The following is a 16946-nucleotide window of genomic DNA, read 5'->3' as shown; positions in this document are numbered from 1 at the left end:
ACGCAATGAAGACCCCGGAACAATGCGCCAGCCTCGACGACGTGCGCCTGGGTATCGACAGCCTGGACCGCGAGATCATCGCCGCCCTCGGCCGGCGCCTGGCCTACGTCAAGGCGGCGGCCCGCTTCAAGCCGGACGAGGCGAGCATAGCCGCGCCGCAGCGGGTCGCCGCGATGCTGCCCGAACGCCGCGCCTGGGCCCGCGCCGCCGGACTGGACCCGGCGTTCGTCGGCCCGCTGTATGCCCAGATTATCCAGTGGAACATCGACCAGCAGGTACGCCACTGGCGCCGTCGGAACGGCCTGGAGGAGGACGGGCAGGCATGAACGCGGATACCTTCGACGAACTGCGCGCGGCCTTCGCGGCGGCCGCGCGCCAGGCCCGCGAGCAGGGGCAGCCGGTACTGGCGGTCGGCACCACGGCCTGTGCGGAACTCGACGCCCTGCGGCTGTTCGCCGCCAACCGCCAGGTGTTCGGCCAGAGCCTGCTGTGGCGGGTCGAAGCGGGCAGCGAAGCCATGGCCGGCTTCGGTTGTACCCAGGAAGTCAGCCCGCCTGCGGCCGGGCGCTTCGCCGCCAGCGCCGACATCTGGCGCGAGCTGTTGGCCCGCATGGCCTGGCGCGGGCCGTGCCCGCCGCGCCTGTGCGGTGGCTTCGCCTTCGACGCCCAGGCGCCGACGGCGCCGCACTGGCGCGCCTTCGCCGCCACCTCGCTGGTGTTGCCGCGCATCCTCTACCTGCGCCGGGCAGGGCGCGCCTTCCTGTCCTTCAGCCGCTGGCTGGAGCCGAATGCCGACGTCGATGCCGCGGTCCGTGAGCTACGCGCCGAATGGAGCACCTTGCTAGCCCGCTACCTCCACCGGCCGCGCTGTCCCGCCCTGGCGCAAGCCCCGGTGGCGCGCGAGACGCTGGACGCCCATGACTGGCAGGCGCGGGTGGCGGCGGCGGTGGCGCATATCGCCCAGGGTGGGCTGCGCAAGGTGGTGCTGGCTCGCGAAGTATGCCTGCAGGCGGTGGGCGGCTTCCCCTGTGGCCAGGTGCTGGAGCGCCTGGCCCAGGCCGGCCCCACGGCCTGCCTGTTCGCCTTCGACCGTGGCGGCGCCTGCTTCCTCGGGGCGACCCCGGAGCGCCTGCTGCGGGTCGCCGGGGGCGAACTGGACACCGTGGCGCTGGCCGGCACCCTGGCGCGCGGGGCGACGCCCCAGGAAGACGCGCGCCTGGGCACCGCGCTGCTGAACAGCGCCAAGGACCGCCACGAGCATGCACTGGTCGTCGAGTGCCTGTGCGAAGCCCTGGCGCCCTACTGCGAACGGCTGGACATCGAGGCGTTGCCGCGCCTGCATCGCCTGGCGCGGGTGCAGCACCTGCTGACCCCCGTGCGTGGGCGGCTGCGTGCGGGGGTGGAGATCCTCGACCTGGTGGCGGCGCTGCACCCCACCCCGGCGGTGGGCGGCCTGCCGCGCGAGGCGGCACTGGACTACATCCGCGGCCACGAGGGCATGGACCGTGGCTGGTACGCCGCGCCGGTGGGCTGGCTGGATGCCACGGGCGACGCCGAGTTCTGCGTGGCGCTGCGCTCGGCCCTGCTGCGGGGCGACAGGGCGCACCTGTTCGCGGGCTGCGGGATAGTCGCCGCCTCGGAGCCGCAGGCCGAGTACCGGGAAACCTGCCTGAAGCTGCGTACCATGCAGGACGCCCTGGCCCCGCCAGTGGAGGCCCCTCAGCGGCGGCTGCCCTGATCGCGGCTGCGCCGGTACGCCCCCGGCTGCTGCCCGGTGCTCTTGTGGAAGGCGCGGGTGAAGGCCGCCACCGACTGGTAGCCGACCGCCGCGGCCACCTCGGCCACGCTCCGGTCGGCCTTGAGCAGGCGGCAGGCCTGGCCCATGCGCAGGGCCAGCAGCACCTGGCCGGGGGACTGCCCGCAGGTTTCGGCGAAGCGCTTGAAGAAGGCCGAGCGCGACAGCCCGGCGCAGGCCGCCATGTCCTCCAGGGTCCAGGGCAGTTGCGGCTGCTCGATCATCCTTTCCAGCAGGCCGGCGAACTGCGGCTGCCGGGCCAGGGCCACCAGGCCGCCGAGGCCGGGATTGTCCAGCACCTGCTGGCGCAGCACGTAGAGGAACAGCAGGTGGCTCAGGCGCTCCAGCAGTTGCTGCGAAGGCGCCGGCTGGCGCGCGCATTCCTCCAGGATGAGCCCGAACAGGCTGCGTGCGGCGCGTTGCGAGGGCTCGTCGGCGCGCAGCACCAGGTAGGCGGGCAGGGCGTCGATGATCAGCGCGGAGAGCCCCGAGTGGAAATGGAAGAAGCCGCAGACCAGCCCGACGCCGTCCTCGGCCTGCAGCTCCAGGGCGGTCATGGCCTGGCGCGGCTGGCAGGCGGCGGCCTCGGCGCTGGCGGCGTCGGACAGCCGGTAGGCCAGGTCGCGCAGCAGGAAGACGGCATCGCCGCCGTCCAGGCGCACCGGCGCCTCGCCCTCCAGGTGCAGCCAGCAGTGGCCCTGCACCACCAGGTGGAAGCTGGCCCTGGCCAGGCCCTGGGTGGACGCGTGCCAGCCGCCGCAGTAGCGGCCCACGTGGAACAGGCTGGCGTCCAGTTCCAGGCTGTCTAATAACCAATCGACAAGGGGGCTCGACGAAATCATCTAATGAAAAGACTCAGGAGCAAGTGATAGCGACTTTAGAATATTGAACGGTTTTCTTATTACCAACAGACTTTTTCGACACCTACCGTACACGGAGTCGAACCCATGTCCCGCCTGCCCATCCAGACCCTCGACAGCGCCCCGGAAGCGGCCCGGCCGTTCCTTGAGAACGCGCTGAAGAACTCCGGCTTCATTCCCAACCTGCTCGGCGTGCTGGCCAACGCCCCGGCTGCGCTGGAGACCTACGTCACCGTCTCCGGCCTCAACGCCAAGGCCGAGCTGGGCCTGGCCGAGCGCGAGGTGGTCCAGCTGATCGCCGCCACCACCCACGGCTGCGACTTCTGCGTGGCCGGGCACACCGCGGTGGCGGCCAACAAGGCCAGGCTCCCCGAGGAAGTGATAGCCGCCCTGCGCGAACAACGCGAACTGCCGGACGCGCGCCTGGAGGCCTTGGCCGCCTTCGCCCGCGAGGCTATCGCCAGCCGCGGCGCGGTCGGCGACGCCGGCCTTGCGGCCTTCCGCGCCGCCGGCTTCAGCGACGGCAACGCCCTGGAGGTGCTGCTGGGCATCAGCCTGGCGACCCTGTGCAACTTCGCCAACGTGCTGGCGCAGACGCCGCTCAACCCCGAACTGGGCAAGTACCGCTGGGAAAAGGCCTGAGTTTCCCATGACCGGGCGGCCGCCCCGCAGCCGCCCGCCAAAAGGAGAGCGACCATGCTCGATCCGACCCTGAGCCGCTGGCTCGATGCCCAGGCCGAGGCCCTCGACCTCGGCCAGGCCGACCCGCAGTCGGTGCTGCCGCAACTGGCCGGCGCCGGGCTGTTCGGCATAGGCGTGCCCGAGGCGCGCGGCGGCGCCGGCGGCAGCCTGCTCGACGCGGTGGAGGCCATCGCCGCGGTGGCCGGCCATTCGCTGACCGCCGCCTTCGTCTTCTGGGGCCAGCGCGCCTTCATCGAATACCTGCTGCAGAGCCCCAACCGCGAGCTGGGCGAGCGCCTGCTCGGCGAGCTGCTGGACGGCCGCCTGGCCGGGGCCACCGGGCTGTCCAACGCGATGAAGTTCCTTTCCGGCATCGAGAGCCTGCAGGTGAAGGCCAGCCCCGCCGCCGACGATGGCTGGAGCCTGGATGGCCGCCTGCCCTGGGTGACCAACCTGCGCAAGGGCCACTTCGTGGTGGCCGCGGCCATCGAGCGCGAGGGCGCGGCGCCGCTGGTGGCGGCCATTCCCTCGGGCAGCGCCGGCCTGAGCCGCTCCGACGACCTGCGGCTGCTCGGCCTGCAGTCGAGCAACACCGCCGCCCTGGACTTCAGCGCGGTGCAGCTGCCCCGCGAGTGGCTGCTGCACGACGACGCCCGGCGCTACCTGCCGCAGGTGCGCCCGGCCTTCCTCGGCCTGCAGTGCGCCATGACCATCGGCCTCACGCGCCGCGCGCTGGAGGCGGTGCGCGAGCACCTGGGCGGCAGCCGTTCGGTGCTGCGCGAGGAGGAGGAACGCCTGCGCGGCGAGCTGCAAGCCCTGGTCGAGCGCCTGCGCGCCGGCCTTGCCAGCGGCGAGTTCGGCAGCGAACCGGCGCGCCTGTTCCGCATCCGCATCGGCCTGGCCGAAGGCGCCGCGGCGGCGGTGCAGCTGGAGCTGCAGGCCAGCGGCGGCAAGGCCTACCTCAGCCAGCACGGCGCGGCCTTCGCCCGGCGCTGGCGCGAATCGGCCTTCGTGCCCATCGTCACGCCCAGCCTGGTGCAACTGCGCGCCGAGCTGCAGCGCCAGGAGGCGCGGGCATGAGCGAGGTGTTGCTGCAGGCCGCCGGCGTCGCCCTCGGCTACCCCGAGGGCAAGGCCTGGCGCAGCGTGCTGGAAGGCTTCGAGCTGAGCCTGGCGCCGGGGGAGGTGGTGTCCATCCTCGGCCCCAGCGGCGTCGGCAAGTCCAGCCTGCTGCGGGTGCTGGCCGGGCTGCAGAAGCCGGCGGCGGGCAGCGTGCATCTGCTCGGCGAGGCCATCGACGGCCCGCACCCGCGGGTCGCCGTGGCCTTCCAGGACCCGAGCCTGCTGCCCTGGCTGAGCCTGGAGAAGAACGTCGCCTTCGGCCTCGACTTCGCCCGCCAGCCGAAGCTGGACAAGGCCAGCCTGCACCAGCGCGTCGACCAGGCGATCGCCGACGTCGGCCTGCAGCACGCGCGGCACCTGGCGCCGGCGCAACTTTCCGGCGGCATGGCGCAGCGCACCGCGCTGGCCCGCTGCCTGGCGCGGCAGCCCCAGGTGCTGCTGCTGGACGAACCCTTCGGCGCGCTGGACGAAGTGACCCGCGCCGACATGCAGCAACTGCTGCTGCGGGTGATCGGCGAGCGGCGCACCGCCGCGGTGCTGATCACCCACGACATCGACGAGGCCCTGCTGCTCTCCGAACGCATCCTGCTACTGGGCGACACCCCGGCGCGGACGTTGGGCGAATGGCGCATCGACCTGCCGCACCCGCGTGCGGAGCTGGTCGAGGAACTGGGCGCGCTGCGGGTCGAGATCCTCAGAACCCTACGGCGGGCGAGCCGACCCCACGCGAACCCCACGACTGCGCCGGAGGCTGCCCATGTGCCTGGACGATCCCACTCATTCTCGACGTGACATTCTGAAACTCGGTGCGCTGCTCACCGCGGCCGGCGCACTGCCGCTGCTGACCAGCCTGCGCGCCCGCGCCGCCAGCGAACCGGACGCCCCGGTGCGCATCGGCTACCTGCCGATCACCGACGCCACGCCGCTGCTGGTGGCCCACGCCAACGGCCTGTTCGAGGCCGAGGGCATCAAGGCCGAGCGCCCGGTGCTGCTGCGCAGCTGGGCACAGGTGATCGAGGCGTTCATCTCCGGCCAGGTCAACGTCATCCACCTGCTCTCGCCGATGACCGTCTGGGCCCGCTACGGCAGCAAGGTGCCGGCAAGGGTGGTGGCCTGGAACCACGTCGGCGGCTCCGGCCTGACCGTGGCGCCGGACATCGGCGAGGTGAAGCAACTGGGCGGGCGCAGCCTGGCCATCCCGTTCTGGTACTCGATCCACAACGTGGTGCTGCAGCAACTGCTGCGCGACAACGGCCTGGTGGCGGTGAGCAAGCCGGCCAACGCCCCGCTCGCCGCCAACGAGGTCAACCTGGTGGTGCTGCCGCCCTCGGACATGCCGCCGGCCCTGGCCAGCAGGCGCATCGCCGGCTACATAGTCGCCGAGCCGTTCAACGCCCTGGCCGAGAACCTCAAGGTCGGGCGCATCCAGCGATTCACCGGCGACGTCTGGCGCAACCACGCCTGCTGCGTGGTGTTCATGCACGAGCACGACCTGAACGGCCGCCCGGAGTGGTCGCAGAAGGTGGTCAACGCCATCGTCAAGGCGCAGCTGTGGACCCGCGACAACCGTGCCGAGGCGGCCAGGCTGCTGTCCAGGGACGGCGCCAACCGCTACACCCCGCACGCGCCGGAAGTGCTCGGGCGGGTCCTGGCCCCGGCGCCGAGCGAGCGTGAGAAATACCTGGCCGACGGCGCCATCCGCCATGCCGACTGGCACGAGGAGCGCATCGACTTCCAGCCATATCCCTTCCCCAGCTACACCGAGGAACTGGTGAAACGCCTGAAGGACACCCTGATCCAGGGCGACAAGGGCTTCCTCGCCGCGCTGGACCCGGCGCAGACCGCCAGGGACCTGGTGGACGACCGCTTCGTGCGCAACGCCCTGGCCCAGGTCGGTGGCCTGGCCGCCTTCGGCATCCCCGACAGCTTCGAGCGCAGCGAGGAGATCACCACGTGAGCCCTGCCGTACTGTCCGGCCGCCGCCACTGGCTGCTGGGCCTGGCCGGGTTGCTGGCGCTGCTCGGCCTGTGGTGGTCCGGCGTGCGCCTGTTCGGCGGCGACGGCCTGGGGCAGTTGTTCGCGCCCGGGGCCACCTTCGCCAGCCTGGACGAGCTGCTGGGCCGCGCGGAACTGTACGAGCACGTGCTGGTCAGCCTCAGGCGCGTGCTGCTGGGGCTGTTGCTGGCGCTGGCGGTGGGCGTGCCCCTGGGCCTGCTGGTGGGCGCCTCGCGGCACCTGGAGGCGGCGACCACGCCGGCCTTCCAGTTCCTGCGGATGATCTCGCCGCTGTCGTGGATGCCCATCGCGGTGATGCTGATGGGCGTGGGCGACCAGCCGATCTACTTCCTGCTGGCCTTCGCCGCGGTCTGGCCGATCCTGCTCAACACCGCCGCCGGCGTGCGCCAGCTCGACCCGCGCTGGCTGCAGCTGTCGCGCAGCCTCAGCGCCACGCCCTGGGAGACCCTGCGCAAGGTGATCCTGCCCGGCGTGCTCGGCCACGTGCTGACCGGCGTGCGCCTGGCCATCGGCATCCTCTGGATCGTCCTGGTGCCCTGCGAGATGCTCGGCGTCAGCGCCGGGCTGGGCTACTACATCCTCGACACCCGCGACCGCCTGGCCTACTCGGAGCTGATGGCCATGGTCCTGCTGATCGGCGCCCTGGGCTTCGCCCTCGACGCCCTGGCGCGCAGCCTGTACCGCCGGCGCCTGGGCTAGCCAGTGCATTTTGCCGGCGCTGCGTCTATATACAGGCAATGGGCCGGCGCCAGTGCGCCGGGCAGCCGAGGAGGGCGGGCCATGCGCATTCTGGTAGTCGGGGCGGGTTCCACGGGCGGTTTCTTCGGGGCGTGCCTGGCCCGGGCCGGGCGCGACGTGACCTTCCTTGTGCGCGCCGGGCGGGCGCACCAGCTGCAGCAGGAAGGCCTGCAGGTGCTCAGCCCCCACGGCGACTTCGCGCTGACGCCGCAACTGGTCGGCGCCGAGCAGCTGGACGGGCCCTACGACCTCATTCTGCTGACGGTGAAGGCCTACGCCCTGGAATCGGCGCTGCGCGACATCGCCCCGGCGGTGGGGCCGGGCAGCATGATCCTGCCGGTGCTCAACGGCATGCACCAGGTCGACGCCATCGTCGATCACTTCGGCCGCGGGCCGCTGCTGGGCGGCGTCTGCAAGATCGCCAGCACCCTGGACGAGCGCGGCCGCATCGTCCAGTACGGCACCCTCAACGAACTGTCCTACGGCGAGATGGACGGCGCCCGCAGCGAGCGCATTCTGCGCCTGGACTCGCTGCTGCAGGATGCCGGCTTCGACGCCCGCCTGAGCGCCGACATCCACCGCGAGATGTGGGAGAAATGGGTGCTGCTGGCGTCCCTGGGCGGCATCACCTGCCTGATGCGCGGCAACATCGGCTCGGTGGTCGCCGCGCCCCAGGGCGAGGCCTTCGTCAACCGCCTGCTGGACGAGGTGGTGGCGGTGGTCCGTGCGGTGGGCCTGGAGCCGCGCGAAGCCTTCCTCGCCGAGGCGCGCCGGCAACTCACCCTGCACGGCTCGCCGCAGACCTCGTCGATGTACCGCGACCTGGTCGGCGGCCGCCCGGTGGAGGCCGAGCAGATCATCGGCGACCTGCTCGGCCGCGGCCAGGCAGCTGGCCTGGACCTGCCGCTGCTGCAGGCGGCCTTCGTGCACCTGGCGGTGTACGAGCAGGGGATGGGCTGAGCACCGCGCCGTAGGGCAATAACCATTCACGGTTATCCGCCGCCTGCGCCAGTGCCGATCTTCGGGCCTGGCGATGCCGTGCGGCCGCGGATCGGCGGATAACGCCGGAGGCGTTATGCGCCCTACGGTTTGCCGCCGGCTATTTCCCCGCCCCCTGCCGGCCGGGCCTGGCACTTCCCGCTCGGCAGGCGGGCGCACATCGGGTAAGGTGCGCGCTTGCCTTGTCGTCCGGGAGGGACCATGTCGTCAGACCTGGCGCAGCCACGCCTGCGCCGCGCCGATAACGATTCCCGCCGCGCCGCGCAGGTGCTCGGCCTGTGCCTGCCCGGCGACGTGGTGCTCTACCTGCTGTTGCCGATGTACGCCGCCGACTTCGGCGTCAGCCTGGCCCAGGCGGGCATCCTGCTGGCGGCCAACCGCCTGGTGCGCATCGTCGGCTACGGCTGGGTGGTGCGCTTCTACGCCCGCCACGGCGACCGCGCCATCTGCAGCCTGGCGGCGCTGGCCTCGGCGCTGTGCGCGCTGGGTTATGCAACGCTCTCCGGCGTCGCCGCGTTGCTGGTGCTGCGCCTGATGTGGGGCCTGAGCTACGCCAGCTTCAACCTCAGCACCCAGACCCTGGCCACCGCCGAGGCCCAGGGCGCCGCGCGCCGCGCCGGGCGCTCGCGGGCGACCATCTCCATCGGGCCGATGCTGGCCCTGCCGCTGGCGGCGCTGATGGCCCAGGCCTGGGGGCCGCGCAGCGTGTTCTTCGTGCTCTTCGCCAGCGCGCTGCTGGGCCTGTGGCGCGCCCGCTCGCTGCCCAGCCAGGGCCACGACCTGCCGACCCCGACCGGGCGCCGCCTGCGCCTGCCGGACAGCATCGCCACCTGGTCCTTCGTCGAGGGCGTGACCCTCGACGGCCTGTTCATCTTCGGCCTGTCGCTCTACGCGGAAAGCCACCTGGGCGGCACCGGCGTGCTGGTGGCGGGCATCCTGATGGCGGTGCGCTACCTCAGCGAGATGCTCTTCAGCCCCTTCGGCGGGCGCCTGGCCGACCATTTCGGCGCGCTGCGCATGCTGGTGACGCTGTCCCTGGCGACCTCGCTGGCGCTGCTGATCTTCGGCAGCCACTGGCTGTTCGTCGGCGCCTTCCTGGTCTTGCTGCTGCGCGCCCTGCAGCTGCCGCTGGTGATGACCCTGGTGGCCCAGCGCAACCCGCAGAACCGCATCCAGGCCCTGGCCGGCAACGCCGTCTGGCGCGACATAGGCGCGGGCCTGGGGCCCATGCTGGCCGGCGTGCTGCTGCCGGTGGTGCCGGCGTTCTGGGCCTACGCCGGGGCCGCGGCGGTGCTGGCGCTGAGCGCGCTGGGGTGTGCCTGGCGGCGCTGAGCGGACCTCAATCTACGCACGCGCCCGACCGTAGGGCGCATAACCGTTCGCGGTTATCCGCCGCCATCCGTGCCACCGGGGCGTCCGGCGTGGTCGGTGAACCCAATCGCGGACGGAGTCCGCTCCTACGGTTAGCGCCGCGCCCCTTGCAGGAGCGCGCCCTGCGCGCGATCGCGGGCAGGGCCCGCTCCTACAGGTTGACGTCGAGCTTCCCGCGCTCACGGAGCCATCCGTAGGCGTTATGCGCCCTACGGGGAGCCCGGGAGCTTCGCGGTTCCGCACCACACCAACTGGACAGAGGTCCGCGAGCAACCCCGCTCCTAAGCCAACGCATCACCCTCCAGCATCCGCTCGCTGATCTTCGCCGCCGTGCGCCGCAATGCCGGCAGATACCGCTCGGCCGCCTGCTCGATGCTCATCGCCTTGGCCACGTAGACCAGGTTCAGGCAGCCGATCAGGCGTTCGCCGGTGTGTAGCGGAATGGCGATGGAGGCGATCTTCTCCTCCTGGTTCCAGGCCATGAAGTTCTCGCCATAGCCGCGGTGGCGGATCTTGCGCAGCAGGTTGTCCAGCGCCAGCGGATCGCGCGCCAGGCGATACTCGGGTTCATCGCGGCGGGCCAGCAGGGCGAGGATCTGCTCGCGCTCGGCGTCTTCGCAGAAGGCCAGGTAGGCCAGGCCGGTGGCGGTCTGCAGCAGCGGCAGGCGGCGGCCGACCATGGAGCGGTGGAAGGACAGGCGGCTGAAGCGGTGGGTGGTCTCGCGCACCACCATGGCGTCCACGTCCAGGGTACAGATGTCGGTCGGCCACACCACCTCCTGCAGCAGGTCCGCCAGCAACGGCGCGGCGAGGGCGGAGATCCACTGCTCGTCGCGGAAGCCCTCGCTCAGCTCGCGCACCTTCATGCTCAGGCGGAAGCTGTCGTCGGATTCGCTGCGGCGCACGTAGCCCTCGTCCTGCAGGGTTTCCAGCAGGCGCCGCACGGTGGTGCGGTGCAGGCCGGTGAGTTCGGCCAGGCGCGTCGGGCTGGCGCCGCCGTCGAGGCGGTTCAGGGCGTTCAGCAGGGCCAGGCCGCGGCTCAGGCCGCGCACCGTCTTGTAGTCCGAATCCCGGTCTTTATTCATTAAAATTCTTTTAAAACAATGATGTGCACTAGGTGCACAGGGAGACTGTTTTTCATTGTAGGACAGAATTGGCCGTTCCTATACTCGCCGCAACAACGATAAACGCCCTTCCAGGGGATAGAGCCATGAGCCATGCGTACCTGCCTGCATCCGCTTCCGAGCGGCCGCGCCTGACGGCCGCCTTCCGGACCTCGCCGAGCCTCGCGCCGGTGGCGTCCTTCCCGTCCGCTCCCGCGTCTTCGTCCAGAGGCGTGGCGAGCATCCGCTAGAACCGAACCACCCGAACAGCCCCAGCGACCACCTTGCGCCCCGTGCGTGGGGACGGCCCCGGCTTGCCCGAGATTCTTCCGGGGCCGGTCGCCGGGCAGTGCCGAGGACACGACAATGACCACCAATAGTCCCGTTCACAGCCCCGACTACACCGCCGACGTGGTGGTGCTCGGCGCCGGCCCCGTGGGCCTGGCCATCGCCAACTACCTCGGCCAGGTCGGGGTACAGGTGCTGCAGATCGAGAAGCTCGACCAGCTGATCGACTACCCGCGCGCCATCGGCATCGACGACGAGTCGCTGCGTACCGTGCAGGCCATCGGCCTGGTCGACGAGGTGCTGCCGCACACCACGCCCTGGCACGCGATGCGCTTCCTGACCCCCGGGGGCCGCTGCTTCGCCGACATCCAGCCGATGACCGACGAGTTCGGCTGGTCGCGGCGCAACGCCTTCATCCAGCCGCAGGTGGACGCCGTGCTCCACCGCGGCTTGGCGCGCTTCGCCAACGTGAAGACGCTGTTCTCCCGCGATCTGGTGGAGTTCCAGCAGGACGAGGAGGGCGTCAGCCTGCGCCTGAACGCCCCGCAGGACCGCATGGAAACCGTGCGCGCCCGCTACCTGGTGGCCTGCGACGGCGGCAACAGCCTGGTGCGGCGCACCCTGGGCGTGTCCTTCGAAGGCAAGACCGCGCCCAACCAGTGGATCGTCATCGACGTCGCCAACGACCCGCTGGGCACCCCCAACGTCTACCTCTGCTGCGACCCGGTGCGGCCCTACGTCTCCGCCGCGCTGCCCCACGGCGTGCGCCGCTTCGAGTTCATGGTGATGCCCGGCGAGACCGAGGAAGAGCTGGGCAAGCCGGAAAACCTGCGCCAGCTGCTGGCCAAGGTGCTGCCCGACCCGGACCGCGTCGAGCTGATCCGCAGGCGCGTCTACACCCACAACGCGCGCCTGGCCGGGCAGTTCCGCGTCAAGCGCGTGCTGCTCGCCGGCGACGCCGCGCACATCATGCCGGTGTGGCAGGGCCAGGGTTACAACAGCGGCATGCGCGACGCCAGCAACCTGGCCTGGAAGCTGGCCCTGGTGGTCAAGGGCCTGGCCGGCGAGGCGCTGCTGGACACCTACGAACAGGAACGCCGCGACCACGCCAAGGCGATGATCGACCTCTCGGTGCTCGCCGGACACGTGCTGGCGCCGCCCAGGCGCTGGCAGGGTGCGCTGCGCGACGGCATCTCCTGGCTGCTCAACTACCTGCCGCCGGTGAAGCGCTACTTCCTGGAGATGCGCTTCAAGCCGATGCCGCGGTACGCCAAGGGCGCGCTGGTGGCGGAGCAGGGCGGCAAGGCCTCGCCGGTGGGGCGCATGTTCATCCAGCCGAAGGTGCGTACCGAGGCCGGCGACACTGTGCTGCTGGACGATGTGATCGGCAGCAGCTTCGCCATCATCGCCTGGGGCAGCGACCCGCTCTGGGGGCTCTCCAGCGCCCAGGTCGAGGCCTGGCGCGCGCTGGGCACGCGCTTCATCCAGGTGTTGCCGGACGTACAGCTCAAGGCCGGATGCAAGGTGCCCGAAGGCGTGATCCGCGTCGGCGACAGCAGTGGCCGCCTGAAGGAGTGGTTCGGCCGCTACCCGGCCTCCATCGTGCTGCTGCGCCCGGACCGCTTCGTCGCCGGGGTGGCCATCCCGCAGACCCTCGGCCAGGTCGGCGACCAGCTGCTGCGCGCGCTGGCCGCCATCCCCCAGGCCCGGCAGCAGGCGCCGCTGGCGTCCAGGGTAGCCTGAGATGAGCGCCTACCTGCATTGCCTGTCGCACACCCCGCTGGTGGGCTACGTCGACCCGGCCGCCGAGGTGCTGGCCGAGGTGGACGAGGTGATCGCCGCCGCCCGCGCGCGCATCGCCGCCTTCGACCCGCAGCTGGTGTTCCTGTTCGCCCCGGACCACTACAACGGCTTCTTCTATGACGTGATGCCGTCCTTCTGCATCGGCATGGCCGCCCACGCCATCGGCGACTTCCACAGCCTGGCCGGGCCGCTGGACGTGCCCCGCGCAACCGCCGAGGCCTGCGCCGCGGCGGTGCTGGAGGCGGGGGTGGATGCCGCGGTGTCCTACCGCATGCAGGTCGACCACGGCTTCGCCCAGCCTCTGGAGCTGTTGCTCGGCGGCCTAGCCGAGAAGCCGGCGATCCCGGTGTTCATCAACGGCGTGGCGGTGCCGCTACCGGGCTTCCAGCGCGCCCGGCTGCTCGGCGAGGCCATCGGCCGTTTCGCCCGCTCCACTGGCAAACGCGTGCTGTTCCTCGGTTCCGGCGGGCTGTCGCACCAGCCGCCGGTGCCGGAGCTGGCCAGGGTCGACGCGCGCATGGCCGACCGCCTGATGGGCAGCGGCCGCGATTTGCCGGCGGACGAGCGCCAGGCCCGCCAGCAGCGGGTGATCAGCGCCGCCGAGGGCTTCGTCGCCGACCCGAATTCGCTGCACCCACTGAACCCCGAGTGGGACAACCACTTCCTCGACCTGCTGGAGCAGCGGCGCTTCGCCGAGCTGGATGGCCTGGGCAACGCCGCGCTGTCGGCCCTGGCCGGCAAGTCCACCCACGAGGTGAAGACCTGGGTGGCCGCCTTCGCCGCCTTGTCCGCCTTCGGCCCCTACCAGGCCCGCGAGCGCTACTACCGGCCGATCCCCGAATGGATCGCCGGCTTCGGCTCGCTGTCCGCCCACTCCCTTACCTGACCCGGAGGACCTGCCCATGACCATCGACATCAGCGAAGCCGCCAGCAGCCGCTTCGCCCGCATCCGCGAAGGCGACCTGGACCTGCAGCTGCACTACAACGACCTGGGCGAGGGCGCCGAGACCGTGGTGATGCTCCACGGCTCCGGCCCTGGCGCCAGTGGCTGGGCCAACTTCAGCCGCAACCTCGAGCCGCTGCTGGCCGCCGGCTACCGCGTGGTGCTGATGGACTGCCCCGGCTGGAGCAAAAGCGACCCCATCGTCTGCCGCGGCTCGCGCTCGGACCTCAACGCCACGGCGCTCAAGGGCCTGCTCGACGTGCTGGGGCTGGAGCGCGTGCACCTGCTCGGCAACTCCATGGGTGCCCACAGCGCCGTGGCCTTCGCCCTGGCCAACCCGCAGCGCGTCGGCAAGCTGGTACTCATGGGCGGCGGCACCGGCGGCGCCAGCCCCTTCGTGCCGATGCCCACCGAGGGCATCAAGCTGCTCAACGGCCTGTACCGCGAGCCGACCATCGACAACCTGAAGCGGATGATGAACGTCTTCGTCTTCGACCCCAGCGACCTCACCGAGGAACTGTTCCAGGTGCGCCTGGACAACATGCTCAGCCGCCGCGAGCACCTGGACAACTTCGTCGAAAGCCTCGCCGCCAACCCCAAGCAGTTCCCCGACTTCGGCCCGCGCCTGCACGAGATCCAGGCGAAGACCCTGATCGTCTGGGGCCGCAACGACCGCTTCGTGCCCATGGACGCCGGCCTGCGCCTGCTCGCCGGCATCCCCGATGCCACGCTGCACGTGTTCAACAATTGCGGCCACTGGGCCCAGTGGGAACACGCCGAACCCTTCAACCGCCTGGTGCTGGACTTCCTCCAGCACTGAACCCGAGGTGCCCCATGACCATCAGCCAAGAGACCCTCGAACGCCTGGCCGCCGACCTGCGCCGCGCGGAAACGCAGGGCGAGGCCATTGCCCCGTTGCGTGACACCCTCGGCGCGGAGAACGGCGAAGCCGCCTACGCCATCCAGCGCCTCAACGTCGCCCACGCCCTGGCCGCCGGCCGGCGCCTGGTCGGCCGCAAGATCGGCCTGACCAACCCCAAGGTGCAGGCCCAGCTGGGCGTGGACCAGCCGGACTTCGGCGGGCTGTTCGCCGACATGGCCTATGGCGACAACGAAACCGTACCCTTCGGGAAAGTTCTGCAACCGAAGATCGAGGCGGAGATCGCCCTGGTGCTGGAGCGCGACCTGCCCGGCGCCGACACCACCTTCGCCGACGTCATCAATGCCACCGGCTGGGTGCTGCCGGCCCTGGAAATCGTCGGCAGCCGCATCGCCGGCTGGAACATCCGCTTCGCCGACACCGTGGCCGACAACGCCTCCAGCGGCTGCTTCGTGCTCGGCGGCCCGGCCCGCCGCCTCGACGGCCTGGACCTGCGCGGCGCGGCCATGCGCATGACGCGCAACGACGAATTGGTGTCCAGCGGCAGCGGCGCCGAATGCCTGGGCCACCCGCTCAACGCGGCGGTGTGGCTGGCGCGCACCCTGGCGCGCCTGGGCGACCCGCTGAAGGCCGGCGACATCGTCCTCACCGGTGCCCTCGGGCCCATGGTGGCGGTGGCCGCGGGCGACCGCTTCGACGCCGAGATCGACGGCCTGGGCCGCGTCGGCGTGACCTTCAGCGCCGAATGAGCAGAGAGAAAACCATGAGCAAACGCAAAGTCGCCATCATCGGCTCCGGCAACATCGGCACCGACCTGATGATCAAGCTCCTGCGCAACGCGCAGCACCTGGAAATGGCCGCCATGGTCGGTATCGACCCGGCCTCCGACGGTCTGGCCCGCGCATCACGAATGGGCGTGGCCACCACCCACGAAGGCGTGGAAGGCCTGACCCGCCTGCCGATCTTCGACGAGATCGACTTCGTCTTCGATGCCACCTCCGCCGGCGCCCATGTGAAGAACGACGCGTTCCTGCGGGGCCACAAGCCCGGTCTTCGCGTGATCGACCTGACCCCGGCCGCAATCGGTCCGTATTGCGTGCCGGTGGTCAACCTGGAGCAGCACCTGCAGGCGTTGAACGTGAATATGGTGACCTGCGGTGGGCAGGCGACCATTCCGATGGTCGCGGCGGTATCGCGTGTCGCCAAGGTGCATTACGCGGAGATCATCGCTTCCATCGCCAGCAAGTCCGCCGGCCCCGGCACCCGCGCCAATATCGACGAATTCACCGAGACCACGTCGAAAGCCATCGAAGTCATCGGCGGCGCGGCCAAGGGCAAGGCGATCATCATCATGAACCCGGCCGAGCCGCCGCTGATCATGCGTGACACCGTGTACGTGCTCAGCGAATCGGTCGACCAGGCCAAGGTGGAAGCCTCGATTGAAGAGATGGCCGCCGCCGTGCAGGCCTACGTCCCCGGCTACCGCCTGAAGCAGAAGGTGCAGTTCGACGAGGCCCGCGACCTGAACATCCCCGGTCACGGCCGCTTCAGCGGGCTGAAGACCTCGGTGTTCCTCGAAGTCGAAGGCGCCGCCCACTACCTGCCGGCCTACGCCGGCAACCTCGACATCATGACCTCCGCCGCGCTGGCCACCGCCGAGCGCATGGCGCAAGCAATGGGGGCCTCGGCATGAGCCAGAAACTCTATATCTCCGACGTGACCCTGCGTGATGGCATGCATGCGATCCGCCACCAATATTCGCTGGAGGATGTGCGGGCGATTGCCAGCGCCCTCGATCTCGCCAAGGTGGATTCCATCGAAGTGGCTCATGGCGACGGCCTGCAAGGCTCCAGCTTCAACTACGGCTTCGGCGCCCACACCGATCTGGAATGGATCGAAGCGGCGGCCGATGTGGTCAAGCACGCGAAGATCGCCACGCTGCTGCTGCCGGGCATTGGCACCATCCATGATCTGAAGAGCGCCTACAACGCCGGCGCCCGCGTGGTGCGCGTGGCGACGCATTGCACCGAGGCGGACGTCTCCAGGCAACACATCGAGTACGCCCGCGAGCTGGGCATGGATACCGTCGGCTTCCTGATGATGAGCCACATGCAGACGCCAGAAGGCCTCGCGCAGCAGGCGAAATTGATGGAGAGCTACGGCGCCACCTGCATCTACGTGGTGGATTCCGGCGGGGCGATGAACATGGACGACATCCGTGCACGCTTCCGTGCCGTGAAAAGCGTCCTGAAACCCGAGACCGAAACCGGCATCCACGCCCACCACAACCTCAGCCTCGGCGTGGCCAACTCCATCGCCGCGGTGGAGGAGGGCTGCAACCGCATCGA

Annotated in this window: 16 protein-coding genes and 1 pseudogene; 15 read left to right on the top strand and 2 right to left on the bottom strand. The window is 70.6% G+C overall.

Annotated elements, in window-relative coordinates; translation table 11 throughout:
• The first annotated feature begins 5 nt into the window (after positions 1 to 5).
• Both CHC02_RS22730 and CHC02_RS22725 read left to right on the top strand, forming a co-directional pair.
• A complete protein-coding gene (locus CHC02_RS22730) occupies positions 6 to 326 on the top strand; it encodes an isochorismate lyase (RefSeq protein ID WP_089393678.1) in 321 nt (106 codons plus the stop codon).
• Positions 323 to 1738 carry an isochorismate synthase gene (locus CHC02_RS22725; protein ID WP_089393677.1) on the top strand — a complete coding sequence of 472 codons (1416 nt, stop codon included), beginning with the start codon at positions 323 to 325 and terminating at the stop codon, positions 1736 to 1738. Before CHC02_RS22730 ends, CHC02_RS22725 begins: the two co-directional genes overlap by 4 nt.
• Here CHC02_RS22725 and CHC02_RS22720 read toward each other — a convergent pair.
• Positions 1720 to 2637 (bottom strand): AraC family transcriptional regulator, encoded by a 918-nt coding sequence (locus CHC02_RS22720; RefSeq protein ID WP_089393676.1) that lies wholly within the window; start codon positions 2635 to 2637, stop codon positions 1720 to 1722. The genes CHC02_RS22725 and CHC02_RS22720 overlap by 19 nt on opposite strands.
• Before the next feature lie 105 nt (positions 2638 to 2742).
• Between CHC02_RS22720 and CHC02_RS22715 the strand changes: the two genes are divergently transcribed.
• The 7 genes from CHC02_RS22715 to CHC02_RS22685 all read left to right on the top strand — a co-directional run bounded on the left by CHC02_RS22715 (position 2743) and on the right by CHC02_RS22685 (position 9542).
• Entirely contained in the window at positions 2743 to 3297 is a 555-nt protein-coding gene (locus CHC02_RS22715) for a carboxymuconolactone decarboxylase family protein (RefSeq protein ID WP_089393675.1), read from the top strand.
• Between the two features lie 54 nt (positions 3298 to 3351).
• Entirely contained in the window at positions 3352 to 4416 is a 1065-nt protein-coding gene (locus CHC02_RS22710) for an acyl-CoA dehydrogenase family protein (RefSeq protein WP_089393674.1), read from the top strand.
• Entirely contained in the window at positions 4413 to 5249 is an 837-nt protein-coding gene (locus CHC02_RS22705) for an ABC transporter ATP-binding protein (protein ID WP_089393673.1), read from the top strand. The genes CHC02_RS22710 and CHC02_RS22705 overlap by 4 nt, the downstream gene beginning before the upstream one ends.
• Complete coding sequence (locus CHC02_RS22700; protein ID WP_089393672.1) at positions 5215 to 6414, top strand: ABC transporter substrate-binding protein; 1200 nt, start codon at positions 5215 to 5217, stop codon at positions 6412 to 6414. The genes CHC02_RS22705 and CHC02_RS22700 overlap by 35 nt, the downstream gene beginning before the upstream one ends.
• A gap of 11 nt (positions 6415 to 6425) precedes the next feature.
• The gene (locus tag CHC02_RS22695) at positions 6426 to 7172 is read left to right on the top strand and encodes an ABC transporter permease (RefSeq protein WP_089393748.1); all 747 of its coding nucleotides are present in this window, start codon (positions 6426 to 6428) and stop codon (positions 7170 to 7172) included.
• Positions 7173 to 7253: 81 nt separating this feature from the next.
• On the top strand, positions 7254 to 8171 hold the full coding sequence (locus CHC02_RS22690; protein ID WP_089393671.1) for a ketopantoate reductase family protein: 918 nt from the start codon (positions 7254 to 7256) through the stop codon (positions 8169 to 8171).
• A 240-nt stretch (positions 8172 to 8411) separates the two neighbouring features.
• Positions 8412 to 9542, top strand: coding sequence for an MFS transporter (locus tag CHC02_RS22685; RefSeq protein WP_089393670.1), 1131 nt, complete (start codon positions 8412 to 8414; stop codon positions 9540 to 9542).
• Between the two features lie 320 nt (positions 9543 to 9862).
• Here CHC02_RS22685 and CHC02_RS22680 read toward each other — a convergent pair whose 3' ends face one another.
• Entirely contained in the window at positions 9863 to 10666 is an 804-nt protein-coding gene (locus tag CHC02_RS22680; protein WP_089393669.1) for a DNA-binding transcriptional regulator, read from the bottom strand.
• 384 nt (positions 10667 to 11050) lie between these two features.
• Here CHC02_RS22680 and CHC02_RS22675 point away from each other — a divergent pair, with 384 nt between their 5' ends.
• The 6 genes and pseudogenes from CHC02_RS22675 to mhpE form a co-directional block, all read left to right on the top strand.
• Positions 11051 to 12715, top strand: coding sequence for a bifunctional 3-(3-hydroxy-phenyl)propionate/3-hydroxycinnamic acid hydroxylase (locus tag CHC02_RS22675; RefSeq protein ID WP_089393668.1), 1665 nt, complete (start codon positions 11051 to 11053; stop codon positions 12713 to 12715).
• Position 12716: 1 nt separating this feature from the next.
• Positions 12717 to 13661: a 3-carboxyethylcatechol 2,3-dioxygenase gene (gene mhpB, locus CHC02_RS22670; RefSeq protein ID WP_089393667.1), complete on the top strand. Its 945-nt coding sequence runs from the start codon at positions 12717 to 12719 to the stop codon at positions 13659 to 13661.
• A gap of 16 nt (positions 13662 to 13677) precedes the next feature.
• Positions 13678 to 14538, top strand: a complete 861-nt coding sequence (locus CHC02_RS22665) for an alpha/beta fold hydrolase (RefSeq protein WP_089393666.1) — start codon at positions 13678 to 13680, stop codon at positions 14536 to 14538.
• Positions 14539 to 14552: 14 nt separating this feature from the next.
• Positions 14553 to 15347 (top strand): 2-keto-4-pentenoate hydratase, encoded by a 795-nt coding sequence (mhpD, locus tag CHC02_RS22660; RefSeq protein ID WP_089393665.1) that lies wholly within the window; start codon positions 14553 to 14555, stop codon positions 15345 to 15347.
• Positions 15348 to 15361: 14 nt separating this feature from the next.
• A complete protein-coding gene (locus tag CHC02_RS22655) occupies positions 15362 to 16291 on the top strand; it encodes an acetaldehyde dehydrogenase (acetylating) (RefSeq protein WP_089393664.1) in 930 nt (309 codons plus the stop codon).
• Positions 16288 to 16946 (top strand): annotated as a pseudogene (gene mhpE, locus CHC02_RS22650) (4-hydroxy-2-oxovalerate aldolase); the annotation flags it as partial. The gene CHC02_RS22655 and the pseudogene mhpE, both read left to right, overlap by 4 nt.

Origin of the sequence: Pseudomonas delhiensis, from assembly GCF_900187975.1 — a bacterium.
GTDB classification, from domain to species: Bacteria; Pseudomonadota; Gammaproteobacteria; order Pseudomonadales; family Pseudomonadaceae; genus Pseudomonas; species Pseudomonas delhiensis.
Note: the sequence above shows the minus strand (reverse complement) of the source record. Positions and strands in the feature narration are given on the sequence as shown.